This window comes from Cedecea davisae DSM 4568, assembly GCF_000412335.2.
GTDB classification, from domain to species: domain Bacteria; phylum Pseudomonadota; class Gammaproteobacteria; order Enterobacterales; family Enterobacteriaceae; genus Cedecea; species Cedecea davisae.
This window is the reverse complement of record NZ_KE161030.1, coordinates 3,332,189-3,348,039: the sequence shown is the minus strand read 5'-3', so window position 1 is coordinate 3,348,039 and position 15,851 is coordinate 3,332,189. Positions and strand designations below refer to the sequence as shown.

The following is a 15,851-nucleotide window of genomic DNA, read 5'->3' as shown; positions in this document are numbered from 1 at the left end:
ATTAGTAGCAACGAAGACTCACCAACTCTTCTAATGATTCTTTTTTTGAAAAGATATCACTATGCATTTACCTTTATTACATGTCTATTGGTTTTAACGTCTATTATTCTGGCCACATCAGATTTGATGCAGTGTTTATTATAGTTATGAAATCTAATTTTATCTAGAAAGCTGCTATCGTTGTATTCACCATTAAGTATAGCTCTTTCAATAAACCTCTCAGCCCAATAGTCTTTTCTGTACATTTGTTCCCAGTTTGTATTTCCTCCATTGAGGAATTTTACTGTTTTGCCTAGTATTGACTGGCATACATTTTCAATGTCCTTGATGCTTATATTCTCTATGTTTTTTATATCATTACGCCTATACGAATATTTACCCTCACGGAGCAATAACATTTTATCACTATCATTTTGTGTTATGTGTAATTTTTCAATGGCATCCTCGTAACCAAATGAATAAATATCACTTAACGCATTTTTACAGTAAATGAAGTTTCTAAGAGAAACATAAAGAACATCATACAACCACAATTTACCAACTAATGTATCCGGGTACCAAACTATCTCCTTAATGACATTAGCGGTATTTATGAGGGACTCTTCAATTTTTTCTTTTTTTGGACGATATCCTCTAAAAGAACTAAAAATTTTTTGGTCGCCATCTAAATATTTTGAATCAATATCCAGATGTGTTAGAAAAAGTGAGCCTTTCTTACTCATCTTTTTTATGGTATCTAAAGAGTAGTACATTATCTCACCATGCACTTCCTTTAAAATCGAATAATCTGGTGGGCTTCCTGACCAAATGCATACCAAATCCCTGTCACTATGAATATTTGTATCACCACGGGCAGCAGAGCCACACTCAAGGATTAAATAAGACATTATCTTACAATCCTTTTGACAATTATTGCCGTAACAACAGCAAACCATATCATTGAGATAAGGAGGAAAATTATTGTAATTACCATAGGTATGGTTTCGAATTCAGGCCCAACATCACCATATCCAACAGTTGTAAATGAAACAACCGAAAAATACAGGGCCTTAAAGAAACTTTTCTCATGTGTTTTAAGATGTCCATCGATGATGTATGCAAAGCTACTGATCATCATTAAAGTTATAATTAATGCATTTTTAATTCCGTAACCATAACCTAGTATGTAGTCATACAAAAGACTTGTAAAAAACTTCTTTAATTGTCGTTTTTGCCCGCGTAAAAATTCATATCGCCTATAAAATTGAAATTTTCTATCAGCTTGCATTGCAAATTTTTCTTGATGCATATCCTTTGAGTTTTTATAAAGAGATTGGAAAAGCCAAGCATTAACATTTGCCCAATGCCAGTGCCACATCCATGAAAATTTGAAAGAAATCGGATCGATATAAGTTGTTATGAATTTTGTTTTATAAAAGCTACACTCTGAGAAGGAGCATTTATGGAATTCACAGTCAGAAACTTCACTCCCATTAAATGAACAACTTATAAAAGAGCATCCTATAAATGTATAGCCATTAATTCTTGATTGAGAAAAGATGCATTTATTGAAAGTTATATTCTTGACCCTTCGTTCTTTTTCGTTTGTGATTGTATCAGGAAAATCAATCTGTGATAACTCTATCTCATTAGAGTCAAGTTTGTTTATATTAAGTTTATTTGAGATGTGTTCATTTATTTTAGGCAACGAAACATTGTCGCGTCGTTTCCAATGCCACACTCGAATTAACATTTCCTTAATAGCGCTCAAGATTAAATGTGTTTTTTCCATATATTCATTTACAATCAGTGTGTTAGTGTAATTTTTATGCAATAGGTTTTATTCGACAGGTTCATTGTATAGATAATATCATACAAAATTATGTTAACAGATAGCCACTTGCAGAAACATATGTTTGAGTTACTTCCGCTACTGGCACTAAGCAGACAGAAAAAACTACCCCCAATCACCCATCCGCCACCAGCCCCCAAATCTCACAGTTGCCCTTTCCCCAACGATTAGCTAATATCCTTGCAGCTTCCAGTAAGTCGTAAACGTTAACGTTATCCAACGTACATATTCTCCCCAGCATTCGGGGTAATTGTACTTGGGTAATATCATGGCACTTTTTACATCCCCCCTTATTTCGTACCGCAAGCCCCACGTTCTGGGCTTTATCCTCTATTTCATTGTCGGCCTGGTCGACGGGGCGATTGTTCCCTTTTTCCCGCTGTGGGCGCAGCAGTCTGCCGCTATTCCGGTGGAGTTTATTGGCCTGCTTTTCGGCTGTTATGCCGGGGGTGAGCTGCTGGCCGCGCCGTTTATCGGCGGCATTGCCGATCGCGTGGGCAGAAGGCCCGTTTTGATTATTTCGGCGACCGGCGTCGGGGCGGGCTTTATCGCGCTGTTCTTTGCCCACGGCGTCTTTGCCGCCGCAGCAGTGTTAATCGTCATCGGCCTGTTTGAGTCGGTGCTGCATCCGACCATTTACACCGTTGTGGCGGACGCCACGCCAGCTGCGGAGCATCGCCGCCAGTTTAGCGTGATGCGAGTGTGCTCAGGCGCGGGCGCTATAGCCGGGCCGCTGCTGGGTACGGTGCTGGTGCAAGAGGGGCTGGGTTACGTTTTTCTGGCCGGAGGTTCGGTGATGGTTGCGGGCGGTCTGATGCTGGCGATTTGCCTGTCGGAAACACGTTCGTTAGCCGCTGATGAGGGCGATGAGGATGATGATGAAGAAGGGTTTAGCGCGCTGCTGCCCGCGTTCCGGGATAGCCGCCTGGCCGTGCTGCTAATGTGGGTGCTGCTGCTGGGCGTGGCCGGGAGCTGGGTGGAGGCCGTCATGCCGCTGTATGCCAGCAATCAGATGGGAATGAGTGCCGCCAGTATCGGCTATCTGTTCGCGTTTGGCGCGGGGATTAACACGCTTGGCCAACTCGCCTTAACGAAGCTGTTTGCCCGACGCTCGCCGTTATTTATCACCCTCAGCGCAGGCTCCTCGCTTATCACCGCCTTTGTTTTGCTGCTGGCTTATCCTCACGTCGTGACGCTGGTGATGGCGGTCTGCCTCTATTCGCTGTCCCAGATGATGACCGGCCCGCTGATCCCGACGGCGGTGAATAAGTTAGCCCCGGCGCGGTTACGAGCGACCTACATGGCGGCGCTTTCGGTAGTCAGCGATCTACAGGGATCGGTGGGGCCAGCTACCGGCACGGCACTGTTCGCGCTTTCGTTTACGCTGCCGTGGGCGGTTGGCATTCCTCTGGTCGGGCTGGCGGTGACCGGGTTAGGGCTTGCGCTCACGGCAGGGGATAAACCGGCTAATCGTTAATGCTGCGCAGCCAGGATTCAACCTGCTGGTAATCCCCACGGAAGACGATCTGGTCGGCTTTCTGGCTGAGCTGATAGCGGTACATCGGGTCGTAATACTCTTTCAGCAGCGGCGACAGCCAGGCGAGGTGGCCTTCGCAGGAACCCGTTTTCCGCTGGGTGAGCAGCGCTTCGTCTAGCCTGGCGGTGAACTGCTGGAAGCGCTCCATGCCCAGACGGCGGCGGATGGCAAACAAGCCGTGGTGCAGGTACTCGGCGTAATTGCGCCACGCGCTTTCTTCATCGCTGACGGATAAAAACGCCTCGATCATCTGCCGGAAGTATTCGTTTTTGAGGCGCTCCAGCCGCAGTTCAAACGGATCGTCGATGGCCACAATCGACGAGCGCAGCATCTGATCTCTGAAGGCTTCGGGGATATGACGGGAACCAATCATCCGGCCTTCATCTTCCACAACCAGCGTTGTGGGCTCGACAGGGCTGATTTTGAGCAGGGTGACGGCGAGGTTGTTTTCGAAGCTGGCCTGAGAAGGCTGCGCCACAATCGTGCGGCCAAACGACGAGCCGCGATGGTGCGCCAGGCCTTCAAGGTCAACGCCCGTTGGCTGCGAGCGGATAAGGATGGTTTTGCCGCAGCCGGTGTTGCCGCTGACGATAATCATCGGCCATTGAGAACGGGTTTCTGTTACTTGCATAGCATGCTGGCGCAGGGCTTTGTAGCCACCGGTGACCAGCGGATACTCCAGGCCATTTTCCCGCAGCCACTGCTGCACGATATGGCTGCGCATTCCGCCACGGGCGCAGCACAAATAACCTTCCGGTTGCTGGCGGCAGCTTTCCAGCCAGCGTGCGATTCGGCTGGCTTTTAACTCCCCGCTGACCAGCCGGTGCCCCAGTTCGACAGCGGCCTGCTGGCCCTGCTGCTTATAGCATGTCCCGACCTGGGCACGTTCATCGTCCAGCATCAGCGGTAAATTATGCGCAGCGGGCATGGCTCCCTGAGCGAATTCTACCGGGGCGCGCACGTCGATAAGCGGGATGTCGTTGAGCAGCAGGCGGTCGTAGTCCTGCGCGTTGGGGCGTTTTTCCATGGCATAACCTTAGTCTGAAGCGGCGAAACGTTGGGGATTGTGCGCTTCTGGTCGGGCAAAGGAAAGGGCAGGGTCGGAAATTGGTCTGACCCTCCACAGAAATTAGAGGGTCAGAAGAGGTGCGGTTTTACTTCACCAGCTTGCTCTGAGCCCAGGCAATTCCGCTGGCGTACTCAGGCGGCAGAAGCGGCACTATCGCTTCGAGCGAGGCGCTCAGGCGGTCGGTGTCGCTGTCGTTCAGGTTGAGGTGGCCCACTTTACGGCCGGGGCGCACTTCTTTGTCGTACCAGTGCAGGTGCACCAGCGGCAGCTTCAGCCAGTCATAATTCAGGTCGGTGCCAATCAGGTTAACCATCACCGAAGGCGCATTGACCACCGGCTGCGGCAGCGGCAAATCAACAATGGCGCGCAGATGCAACTCAAACTGGCTGATGGATGCGCCGTTTTGCGTCCAGTGGCCGCTGTTATGTACGCGCGGGGCAAGTTCGTTAATCAGCAGGCCGGACGGAGTAATAAAGCATTCCATCGCCATCACGCCAACGTATTTCAGCTCGTGCATGATGGCGCTAAGCATGGTTTCTGCCTGGCGCTGCTGCTCCGCGTTAGCATGAGGGAAAGCAACGCTGGTGCGCAGAATGCCGTCCTGGTGCAGGTTATGGGTCAGCGGATAGAACACCGTGTTGCCGTCGTGCCCGCGCGCGCCAACCAGAGAAACTTCGCCGGAGAAGTTGATGCCCTGCTCGACGATGCATTCCCCGTAGCACTCTTCCGGCAACTGGTCGGTTTCATCGGCACGTAAGCGCCACTGGCCGCGGCCGTCATAACCGCCGACGCGGCGTTTTACAATGGCGAGTGAACCAAGCTTACCGAATACGTCGTTCCACTCGTCGCTACCTGAAAGTAGCTGCCACGGCGCTGTTGCCAGCCCGAGCTTGTCGAACAGCTGTTTCTGCGTCAGGCGGTCGGCGATTATCGGGAAGACATCGCGGTTCACGAAGGCATTATGGCGAGCGAGTTCGCGGGTTAGCGCGGTCTCCGGCCAGCGTTCAATTTCTGCGGTAATAACGCTCTGAGCAAAGGGAACGGCTTCCGGTTCGGCGTCCAGCCCTACGGGGTAAACGGCGATGCCCAGCGGTTCACCTGCCTGGCGTAGCATACGGCCCAGCTGGCCGTTGCCTAATACGCAAACCTGCTTCATGCCTCACCCCGTGGGTCCGGGTTATCCAGCACTTCGTCGGTCTGGCTCTGGCGCCATATGGCCAGGCGCTGGCTCAGTTCGGCATCGTGTAAGGCAAGGATCTGGGCGGCCAGCAGGGCGGCGTTAGCGGCTCCCGCTTTGCCAATCGCCAGAGTGCCAACCGGAATACCGCGCGGCATCTGGACGATAGAGTAAAGGCTGTCCACGCCGCTCAATGCGGCGCTTTGTACCGGCACACCCAGTACTGGCACCAGAGTTTTCGCGGCCAGCATGCCCGGCAGATGCGCTGCACCACCGGCCCCGGCAATGATCACCTGGTAGCCATTGGCTTCGGCCTGCTCGGCAAAGCTGAACAGTTTATCCGGCGTGCGGTGTGCGGAGACGACTTCGACATGGTGAGGGACATTCAGGGCGGTAAGGATTTCAGCGGCGAACTGCATGGTGGCCCAGTCACTTTTGGAACCCATAACAATGGCGATACGCGCCGGGGTGTGCTCAGAAGACATGCGTCTCAAAACTCCTGTGGGTGTGCAGACATCGTCGAGCGTCGTGCGCTCGGTCAGAAGGGCTGAGAGAATAGCACGATCCTGAGGCAAGGAAAACGGTTGCGTGGTTAACAATGCGGCAAAAAAACGGTTTCAGGATCAGAACGGGAAGCGAATCAGCTCGACGTTTTCCGGCGTGACTTTCACCATCGAACCTTCCTCGTGCCACGCGCCTAATACGCAGCGAAACGCGGGTTTCCCGTTGGCGCTCAGCTCGTGAATGGCGGGGCGGTGGGTATGGCCGTGAATCAGCCACTGCACCTGTTGCCGGGTGAGGGTATCGATAACCGCCTGCGGATTAACGTCCATGATATCCATCGACTTGCTGCTGTTGGCCGCTTTGCTGCCCGCGCGCATGCGTGAGGCAATGCGTTTGCGGATAAACAACGGCAGCGCCAGAAACAGCGTTTGCAGCCAGGGTTGATGCACTTTACGACGAAATGCCTGGTAGCCTTCATCGTCGGTACAGAGCGTGTCGCCGTGCATGATTAGCACTTTACGGCCATAAAGATCGAGCAGCTTTTCTTCCGGCAGCAGGGTCATGGCGCTGGCTTTGGCAAAGCGCTTGCCGACCAGGAAGTCACGATTGCCGTGAATGAAGTAGCAGGGCACGCCTGAATCAACCAGCGCTTTAATGGCGGCGGCGATTTGCCCGTGCAGCGGTTCCGGGTCGTCATCGCCAATCCAGGCTTCGAACAGGTCGCCCAGGATGTAGAGCGAGTCGGCTTTACGCGCTTCACCGGCTAAAAAACGCAGAAAACCGGCGGTAATCGCCGGTTCTTCTGAGCAGAGGTGTAAATCTGCAATAAACAGCGTCGACATTATTCGGCTACGGTTACGCTTTCGATAATAACGTCTTCTTTCGGTACATCCTGGTGCATACCGCTGCGGCCGGTGGAAACGCCTTTGATTTTCTCAACAACGTCCATTCCTTCAACCACTTCTGCGAATACGCAGTAGCCCCAACCCTGCATGCTTTCGCCGCTGAAGTTCAGGAAGTCGTTGTCGGCAACGTTAATGAAGAACTGTGCGGTTGCAGAGTGCGGAGCCTGGGTACGAGCCATCGCCAGCGTACCGCGGGTGTTTTTCAGGCCGTTATTCGCTTCGTTCTGAATAGTGTCTTTGGTCGCTTTCTGCTTCATACCCGGTTCGAAACCGCCGCCCTGGATCATAAAGCCGTTGATCACACGGTGGAAAATGGTGTTGTTGTAGAAGCCTTCGCGGCAGTAATCCAGGAAGTTTTTAACGGTAATCGGCGCTTTATCATCAAAAGTTTTGATGACGATATCGCCGTGATTAGTGTGAAAAGTAACCATGCTTGCATCCTATGAGTGTCAGAGAGTACGACGGCAAACGGTGCTGCCGTACCAGCACGCTGTTATAGCATAACGCTACATCATAGTCAGTAATGCAAAGCAGACTGCCGCCGGGGAAAATTATCGGGTAAGATAACCGGAGTATTCTTCCACACGCTTACATGGAATCCCCTGATGTTAAAAATATTTAATACCCTGACTCGCCAAAAAGAGGAATTCAAACCTATTCATGCCGGAAAGGTAGGCATGTACGTGTGTGGTATCACCGTTTACGATTTGTGTCATATCGGCCATGGCCGTACTTTTGTCGCGTTTGACGTGGTTGCCCGCTACCTGCGTTCTCTCGGCTATGAGCTGAACTACGTGCGTAACATCACCGACATCGACGATAAAATCATCAAGCGCGCGCAGGAAAACGGCGAAGATTTTGTCGCCCTGGTTGACCGCATGGTGGTTGAAATGCACAAAGACTTTGATGCATTGAACATATCCCGCCCGAACAGCGAGCCGCGAGCCACCCAGCATATTCCGGAAATCATCGAAATTGTTGAACAGCTTCTGGCGCGCGATCACGCCTATGTGGCTGAGAACGGCGACGTGATGTTCTCTGTGGTGACTGACCCGAATTACGGTTTGCTGTCTCGCCAGGACCTGGATCAGCTCCAGGCCGGCGCGCGCGTTGACGTGGTTGACGTGAAGCGCAACCCGATGGACTTCGTGCTGTGGAAAATGTCCAAGCCGGGCGAGCCGAGCTGGACTTCTCCGTGGGGCGAAGGTCGCCCGGGCTGGCATATCGAATGTTCGGCAATGAACTGCAAAGAGCTGGGCAACCATTTTGATATCCACGGCGGCGGTTCCGACCTGATGTTCCCGCATCACGAAAACGAAATCGCGCAGTCTACCTGTGCCCATGACGGCGAGTACGTCAACACCTGGATGCACTCCGGGATGGTGATGGTCGACCGCGAGAAAATGTCCAAATCGTTGGGCAACTTCTTCACTGTGCGCGACGTGCTGAAATATTATGACGCCGAAACCGTGCGTTATTTCCTGATGTCCGGCCACTACCGCAGCCAGCTTAACTACAGCGAAGAGAACCTGAAACAGGCTCGCAGCGCCCTGGAGCGCCTGTATACCTCGCTGCGCGGCACCGACAGCAGCGTTGCGCCGGCAGGGGGGGAAGCCTTTGAAGCCCGCTTCCGTGAGGCGATGAATGATGACTTCAACACCCCGGAAGCCTATTCCGTGCTGTTTGATATGGCGCGTGAAGTGAACCGCCTGAAAACCGAAGACATTCATGCGGCTAACGGCCTGGCAGCGGCGCTGCGCAAGCTGTCTGCCATTCTGGGACTGCTGGAGCAGGATCCGGAGCAGTTCCTGCAAGGTGGCGCTCAGGCGGACGATGGCGAAGTGGCGGAAATCGAAGCGCTTATCAAACAGCGTAATGATGCACGTAAGTCTAAGGACTGGGCGCTGGCGGACCAGGCGCGTGACCGTCTGAATGAGATGGGCATCGTGCTGGAAGACGGCGCGGGTGGGACAACGTGGCGTCGTAAGTAAGTTTTCAAATGTGAAAAAGCGGCTCAATGAGCCGCTTTTTTTATGCCTGGCCGCTGTGGCGCGGCCTTATTTGCAGGTGCTTTATTCTGGCGCTGAGGTGCGAATCAGGTAATCAAACGCGCTCAGGGAGGCTTTAGCGCCTTCGCCGGTGGCGATGATTATTTGCTTATAAGGCACGGTGGTGCAGTCGCCCGCGGCGAATACGCCCTTCACGGTGGTTTCGCATTTCGCGTCGATGATAATTTCACCCATGCGGTTGCGCTCCACGCTGCCTTCCAGCCAGGTAGTGTTCGGCAGCAGGCCGATTTGCACGAAAATGCCGGACAGGACAACGTCGTGGACGCTTTCGGTTACGCGGTCTTTATATTGCAGACCTGTCACTTTGCTGCCGTCGCCTTTCACTTCCAGGGTTTGCGCATTCAGAATGATATCTACGTTCTTGAGGCTGCGAACTTTATTTTGCAGAACCTGGTCAGCTTTCATTTCCGGGGCAAATTCCAGCAGGGTGACGTGTTCGACGATGCCTGCCAGGTCGATAGCCGCTTCCACGCCGGAGTTACCGCCGCCGATAACCGCTACGCGCTTGCCTTTAAACAGCGGGCCGTCGCAGTGCGGGCAGTAGGTCACGCCCCTGGTGCGGTACTGATCTTCGCCAGGCACGTTCATATTGCGCCACTTCGCGCCGGTCGCGATGATAATGCTGCGGGCCTTCAGGGTTGCGCCGGAAGCCGTTTCAATCTGGTGCAGTCCGCCTTCCGCTTTTGCCGGGATAAGCTTGCTGGCGCTTTGGGTATCAATAACGTCCACGTCGTAATCATCGACGTGGACTTTGAGCGCCCCGGCCAGCTTCTGGCCTTCGGTTTTCGGCACCGAAATGTAGTTTTCGATATCAACGGTATCCAGTACCTGGCCGCCGAAACGTTCGCCCATCAGGCCGGTACGAATGCCTTTACGTGCCGCATACACCGCCGCCGCCGCACCCGCAGGGCCGCTGCCGACAATCAGCACGTCGTAAGCATCACGTTTATTTAGCGCTTCTGCCGCGCGTTTTTCCGCGCCGGTGTCAATTTTGCCGACGATTTCGGCAAGCGTCATGCGGCCCTGGCCGAACTCTTTGCCGTTAAGGAATACCGCCGGAACGCCCATCACGTTGCGTTCCTGAATCTCATTCTGGTAAACGCCGCCGTCAATCGCAGTATGGCTGATGCGCGGGTTGAGCACGCTCATCAGGTTCAGCGCCTGCACAACGTCCGGGCAGTTGTGGCAGGAGAGGGAATAATAGGTTTCAAAGTGGAAGTCACCGTCTATCTCGCGGATTTGCGCCAGCAGATCCTGAGACTCTTTGGACGGGTGACCGCCGGTCTGGAGCAGCGCCAGCACCAGAGAGGTAAATTCGTGACCCAGTGGGGAACCGGCAAAGCGCGGACCCTGATTCGAGCCTGGGTTGGTAATCAAAAATGACGGTTTGCGCACCGGCAGGTCGTTATTAATGGTGAAAGTAACTTTGTCAGATAAGTCAGCTATCTCTGCCAGCAGCTCTTTTATTTCTGAAGATTTTGCGCCGTCGTCCAGCGTGGCAATCAACTCAACAGGCTTAGTTAGTTTCTCAAGGTAGGCTTTGAGTTGGGTTTTCATATTTGTGTCGAGCATGATAAGTCTCCCTGGTGGCGAGAAAAAACGGCTACCAAAAGGAGTAGCCGTAAAATAAAAGAGGGTAACGCGGGTAAAACTTAGATTTTGCCGACCAGGTCCAGAGATGGAGCCAGAGTCGCTTCGCCTTCTTTCCATTTAGCCGGGCAAACTTCACCTGGGTGAGAAGCAACATACTGAGCGGCTTTCACTTTACGCAGCAGGTCAGAAGCGTCACGGCCGATGCCTTCTGCGGTCACTTCGATAGCCTGGATGATGCCCTGTGGGTCAACAACGAAGGTTGCGCGGTCTGCCAGACCTTCGTCTTCACGCATGTTTTCGAAGTTACGGGTCAGCGCGCCGGTTGGGTCGCCGATCATCGCGTATTTGATTTTAGCGATGGTTTCAGAGCTGCCGTGCCACGCTTTGTGGGTGAAATGGGTGTCGGTAGAGACGGAATAAACGTCCACGCCCAGTTTCTGCAGTTCTTCGTAATGGTCAGCCACGTCGCCCAGTTCGGTAGGGCATACAAAGGTAAAATCAGCCGGGTAGAAGAAGAACACGCTCCAGCGTCCTTCGGTGTCTTTTTCCGTGACTTCTACGAATTCGCCGTTTTTAAAAGCCTGGTTTTTGAAAGGTTTAATTTTAGTATTGATTAAAGACATCTGAACTTCCTCCGTTTTGCGATGGGGCTAAGGTAACGAAGTTTTGGTTCAGGCTCTAATGGGTAGGTTTTATCGAATCAAGAGGCATTACCTAACAAGATGATATTGTGCAGGTGAATTGACGAGGAATTCCCGAACCACTCTCCTGTACCGGCTGGTACAGGAGAGTGTGATATCAAGTGTGCGGTATTAGCCCGCGGCGGAGGTTTTTTTGGTGAACAGCGCGTAAATGTCACGCACTAAAAGAGCAATGCTATCAGCGTTATTGAGCATAACTGTAGCTAAATAACCCGGATCGTTTCTGAGAAGATAATCCAGCGCCTGGTTGTCGGCCAGTTCCTGCATTAAAGGCTTATAAACTGCGATACTTTTAAAGTAGTTAAGATTTAATTTCTCAAAATTAAGCCTTTCGTCTCTCTTTATCTCTCCATTTTTTATTTTATCTATCATGTGGCTGATTGATTTCGATGCTTCTAAATACTGCCCTTGATGCAACGGGTTGTAGGCTATATCAAGTGCCATTCCGCCAAAGTGCGAAGCTTCATGCACAAGGATGTTAACCAAATCAGGAGCGTGCTTGCCCTCTTCAACATAATGATAAATTCCATGGTCCCCGTTCATATAATGCAGTTTGTCGGAGTTTATGACAAAGTTTCTGCTGCCATCGGTAGGCGTGAATGCAACCGTACCGGTTAAACAATCTGTATAATCTAATATCGGCGGCCCATATGGATCCTCTTTGAGTGAGAGCTGTTTAAAGGTTTTTGATGGGGTTTTATTGATATAGGATAAAATTATTTTGTCTGATTTTAAATTCTCTCTGATAAATTCAATGCGCTGGGCGAGGGCTGCGGAGAAGCTATGAATAAACAATGTGCTGTCTGTTTTGAATGTGCTGGAGATATAATCGGTTACTTTCTTGTCAGACGTCTCAAGCCTGTTTATAACGAGTTCAAACACGTTGTTTTTAATATGGTTAATGATACTTGATACTTTCCATTTTGCAGCGTAAAGATATGAAAAAGAATCCTCATTTATTTCTGAGAGCGAAATTGATTGGATAATATTTTCCGTTGCTTTTGAATATCTTTTTGGATATAGCTCTGCTCTGATAATATCCGGTGAAAGACTTATCTTGGGTGTAATACGGAGTTCTATATCGGGGATGTTATATACGCCAGATTTTAAAACAGCTTCGACAGCAGTATGAATTTTATTTGCATGGCCGAGTGAAACAAGATCTTCATTTTCGAAATAGTTGTCTATCGATGCCCGAGGAACATTTACGGTGCTTGCCAGATACTCCTCAGGAAGGCTAAGGATGATCTCGGTATCTTTGTCATTTTTTTTCTCTATCAATGTCACGATGGCTAGTTTATCTTTTTTTCCAGAAAGTAATGGACTTTTATAAAGTTTAAGGGCTTCTTTATTTGTTGGGTTTTTTTTATTTGCGGCAGCTATCCATTCAGCATTAAAGAAATGCCCTTCATGAAGGAAGTAATATTTTCCATTTTTCTGGTTGCGATAGATGTTTGGGTACTTCTCATCAGGAAGAGGATGCATGTCTTTAGTTAATATGGTTTTGCTGCTGGTATTTCTGTTTTTGATTTCTTTTTTTAATAGCTGGTCAAGAGATGACGTTATCTTTAATTGACTGCATCTTGATTTTTGTGTTGGTGATTTTTTCTCGGCACATACAGTTAGCGGAATAGTGGTGAGGAATTCATCGTTATTCTTTTCTCTAATTAGCAGGTATTTGTCATTGTGAGGGTAGAGTTTTGTTACGGACTTTTCACTCTTTTTAAGATTCTCTATTTCAACCGTTCCCTCACTATCAATGTGTAGGATGTTGAAATTATTATCACCTGTAGAGAATATCATATTAAAGTTATTATCAATGAAAACTCCTTGCCCTACATTAATTTTGGGGTGGGATTGGCTGGGTTTTCCATTTTTGATCAGATATTGATATGCTTCATCCTCAATAAAATAATTCTCATTAAAGTTAGGTATTCTGGTTTTATGAAAACTATAGAAGTTAATATTTTTACTGGTCAATGGATCGGAAAGAGGAGAAGAAAGAGCGTTCGTCTCCCGGAATAAAGTTTTTTCTGATTCTTTCAGGCTGACTGTTGCTAAGAGTTCATCGTCATCAGCCAGAAAAAGTCGTACCCGGTTAATGAATGCGTAACCCAGGAGTTCTTCTGCCTCCAGCATTTCGCTGAGCAAACTCATGCATAATATGTTAATAGCATTATCACGCAGTTTTTTGTATTCGGATATTTTCTCCTGGTAACTGTCGGCATTCAGAGCGCGTACAAGGTTAAAAGAAAATGAAATAAATGGTGTGACAGGGTTGGGGATCAAATTTAAATCATAGAGTAAATTTTCCCATAATCCTGTCTTATACACACTTGGTGATAAATCTATTATATGAAGATCTGATTTTATTTTCTTTAATATTCTATTGTGATATTCATGGAAGAATTTATTCTTGTTAATTGGTTTTCCTCTTGCAATTGCATTGCCGTAATCATTGTTTTTTCCAAAATATATAAGCCAGCTGTCAATGCCATAATAAAATTTACCATCCTGGCGGATGATTAAGCTGAAATGTGATGCTAATTGCTCCCTTCCGTTTCTTGTTTTGCAAAAATTCATTACCCAGCGCTTCATTGCCGAGTCGTTCGGTAGACCGATAAATTTAACGATATTGTTAGGGAAGTAAAGTGTTATACGGCCATTTTTATGATTCTTGAATATAAAAGCATTTGAAGCTTCATAACTGTTGATGGCGAATGGTGATAGGGTCACATCTTTTCCCGGTAGCTTGCCTATTCCCTGTAATGCATCTTTAACAAAATTGTTATCGATCATGCTATTTTCCAGACCAACAACAAAGTCAATGAAACGTCTTTTGATAAATGCCTCTTTGTTTTCTAATGAAGGGAGCAGCTGATCCTGGGCAAAAGATGAGATATCAAAGTCAGAAAAAATAGTGACGACATCGGATGCCAGGATATTTAATTCGTCTTTCTTAATGAAATGTTTCTGGTTTATTTTACTAATATTATAAATTCCACAATCTATATCTATACGAGATTCTTTCCAGTCAAATGGGTTGTCTTTTGAGTTAAGTAGCCAGTTGGTAAGGGTTGTATTTATTTTGGCAGGAGATAATTTAACGATATGTTGATCCGCTATCTTATCCAGGAAAGACCTTCGCGGAAATAATTTATCCTCTACAAGTATATAGTCCCCGTTGAGGCACAGCAGGTAAGTTGTCGTTGGATCTATATTTATGTTTTTAAATTTAGGGATTGTTTTTTTTATGTGTTTTGAAACAAGATTTTTGATTCTGTTTTTTGTCGATGATGTATCTTCATAGTATTGAGATATTTTTTTATCCCCACTGCTGATGAAATCGTCATGAATGTTGATAATGTTTTCGGTTATATTGTCAAATAGATCAGGTAGACTTTGCTGGGCAGCTGATGGGGTAACAGAGTCTGCGTTAGCCATCGGGAATTTTAAAATATCGTAGGGGGCAATATAATCGGTTATCTGTTGTATTCCATTGGTCATTTTATTCCATATTCCCGGAGGCCGGGAAGGGATGTCCAGGGGTGGTTTTTGTGGGGGGGAGTAGTTTATGGAGGCTGGCGGGTTAACCTTATTTTCTGGCACCAAAAACACCTTGTTCACTTCTGGTCGGGTTTGGGGAGAATTGGCTTGGCGCGTACGGTTTTCTCTCGAAATATCTTCCGCCCTCGCAGGTGTTACGGCTGGCCCAATATGATGATTTCGCACCGTACTCAGTACCGCAAGAAGATTAACCATCGCATGAGCAGTATTTTGTCTGTTGTGATTACCCGAATGTAAACCTGGCCGGTACGCCTGTTTTTTGATTCTTTCATCCTGAGACTGTTGAGTAGGCTGGTATTTATCTTGTTGCATGGTGTGGCTTCCCGTAGCCCGGCGATGCTGTTGATAAGGGATTGATATATTTGGCATGACTATATTCCCGAAAATAATGAATGAGTTGCCCTGAAGATAAATTTATTTTTTATTTCAGAGGTCAGCAGATTATTTGTATGGGACGAGTCTTTCTTGCAGGAAACGCTTAATGATAACTAGCGAAGAGTTGAAGAAGAAAATGATTTCAATGAATTGTTATTTTTGGTGATTATTGAGCAATAACTTCTGGATGTTGTAATTGATAGGGCGAGATGGTTTTTTATTGGCCCCCTTCGTTGCGGGAAGGGGGCCGACGTTGCGCGTTACAATTCCACTTTAAAAAATTATAACAGCGGTGAAATTACAGCATCTAACGGCTAAACAGGTCAATTCCCCGCTCCGTTGTAGTGGCGATGATTGTAATAGCTGGAAACTATTAAAGGGTTTTTGTCTTAAAATGCACATAAGTGGCGAGAAATCCAAAGCGATGCACAATTTGATTACGGGGGAATTGCAGCGGCGTTGCAACGACGCTAAATTGGCGGGTTCTTATCTTCCTGAGTCATGAAACCGCGCCGCACGGCGG

The 15,851-nt window shown here is 48.6% G+C and carries 12 protein-coding genes; 2 read left to right on the top strand and 10 right to left on the bottom strand.

Annotation, left to right across the window (positions count from 1 at the left end):
- Window positions 1-59: 59 nt before the first annotated feature.
- Both HMPREF0201_RS15170 and HMPREF0201_RS15165 read right to left on the bottom strand, forming a co-directional pair.
- Window positions 60-887 carry a hypothetical protein gene (locus HMPREF0201_RS15170; protein WP_016537617.1) on the bottom strand — a complete coding sequence of 276 codons (828 nt, stop codon included), beginning with the start codon at window positions 885-887 and terminating at the stop codon, window positions 60-62.
- A complete protein-coding gene (locus tag HMPREF0201_RS15165) occupies window positions 887-1,771 on the bottom strand; it encodes an ion channel (protein ID WP_016537616.1) in 885 nt (294 codons plus the stop codon). Before HMPREF0201_RS15165 ends, HMPREF0201_RS15170 begins: the two co-directional genes overlap by 1 nt.
- A 328-nt stretch (window positions 1,772-2,099) precedes the next feature.
- Between HMPREF0201_RS15165 and HMPREF0201_RS15160 the strand changes: the two genes are divergently transcribed.
- Window positions 2,100-3,308 carry an MFS transporter gene (locus tag HMPREF0201_RS15160; protein ID WP_016537615.1) on the top strand — a complete coding sequence of 403 codons (1,209 nt, stop codon included), beginning with the start codon at window positions 2,100-2,102 and terminating at the stop codon, window positions 3,306-3,308.
- Here the strand turns inward: HMPREF0201_RS15160 and mnmH are convergent.
- The 5 genes from mnmH to ppiB all read right to left on the bottom strand — a co-directional run bounded on the left by mnmH (window position 3,298) and on the right by ppiB (window position 7,454).
- Complete coding sequence (mnmH, locus tag HMPREF0201_RS15155; RefSeq protein WP_016537614.1) at window positions 3,298-4,395, bottom strand: tRNA 2-selenouridine(34) synthase MnmH; 1,098 nt, start codon at window positions 4,393-4,395, stop codon at window positions 3,298-3,300. The genes HMPREF0201_RS15160 and mnmH overlap by 11 nt on opposite strands.
- A 127-nt stretch (window positions 4,396-4,522) precedes the next feature.
- Window positions 4,523-5,593, bottom strand: a complete 1,071-nt coding sequence (purK, locus tag HMPREF0201_RS15150) for a 5-(carboxyamino)imidazole ribonucleotide synthase (protein WP_016537613.1) — start codon at window positions 5,591-5,593, stop codon at window positions 4,523-4,525.
- Window positions 5,590-6,099: a 5-(carboxyamino)imidazole ribonucleotide mutase gene (purE, locus tag HMPREF0201_RS15145; protein WP_016537612.1), complete on the bottom strand. Its 510-nt coding sequence runs from the start codon at window positions 6,097-6,099 to the stop codon at window positions 5,590-5,592. The genes purK and purE overlap by 4 nt, the downstream gene beginning before the upstream one ends.
- A 138-nt stretch (window positions 6,100-6,237) precedes the next feature.
- On the bottom strand, window positions 6,238-6,960 hold the full coding sequence (gene lpxH, locus HMPREF0201_RS15140; RefSeq protein WP_016537611.1) for a UDP-2,3-diacylglucosamine diphosphatase: 723 nt from the start codon (window positions 6,958-6,960) through the stop codon (window positions 6,238-6,240).
- A complete protein-coding gene (gene ppiB, locus HMPREF0201_RS15135) occupies window positions 6,960-7,454 on the bottom strand; it encodes a peptidylprolyl isomerase B (RefSeq protein ID WP_016537610.1) in 495 nt (164 codons plus the stop codon). Before ppiB ends, lpxH begins: the two co-directional genes overlap by 1 nt.
- A 174-nt stretch (window positions 7,455-7,628) precedes the next feature.
- On the opposite strand from ppiB, the gene cysS reads away from it, so the two are divergent.
- The gene (gene cysS, locus HMPREF0201_RS15130; protein WP_016537609.1) at window positions 7,629-9,014 is read left to right on the top strand and encodes a cysteine--tRNA ligase; all 1,386 of its coding nucleotides are present in this window, start codon (window positions 7,629-7,631) and stop codon (window positions 9,012-9,014) included.
- Between the two features lie 81 nt (window positions 9,015-9,095).
- On the opposite strand, the gene ahpF is transcribed toward cysS, so the two are convergent.
- The 3 genes from ahpF to HMPREF0201_RS15115 form a co-directional block, all read right to left on the bottom strand.
- Window positions 9,096-10,664 carry an alkyl hydroperoxide reductase subunit F gene (gene ahpF, locus HMPREF0201_RS15125; RefSeq protein ID WP_016537608.1) on the bottom strand — a complete coding sequence of 523 codons (1,569 nt, stop codon included), beginning with the start codon at window positions 10,662-10,664 and terminating at the stop codon, window positions 9,096-9,098.
- Window positions 10,665-10,744: 80 nt separating this feature from the next.
- Entirely contained in the window at window positions 10,745-11,308 is a 564-nt protein-coding gene (ahpC, locus tag HMPREF0201_RS15120; protein WP_008460202.1) for an alkyl hydroperoxide reductase subunit C, read from the bottom strand.
- Window positions 11,309-11,497: 189 nt separating this feature from the next.
- Window positions 11,498-15,322, bottom strand: a complete 3,825-nt coding sequence (locus HMPREF0201_RS15115; protein ID WP_147293945.1) for a dermonecrotic toxin domain-containing protein — start codon at window positions 15,320-15,322, stop codon at window positions 11,498-11,500.
- Window positions 15,323-15,851: the final 529 nt, after the last annotated feature.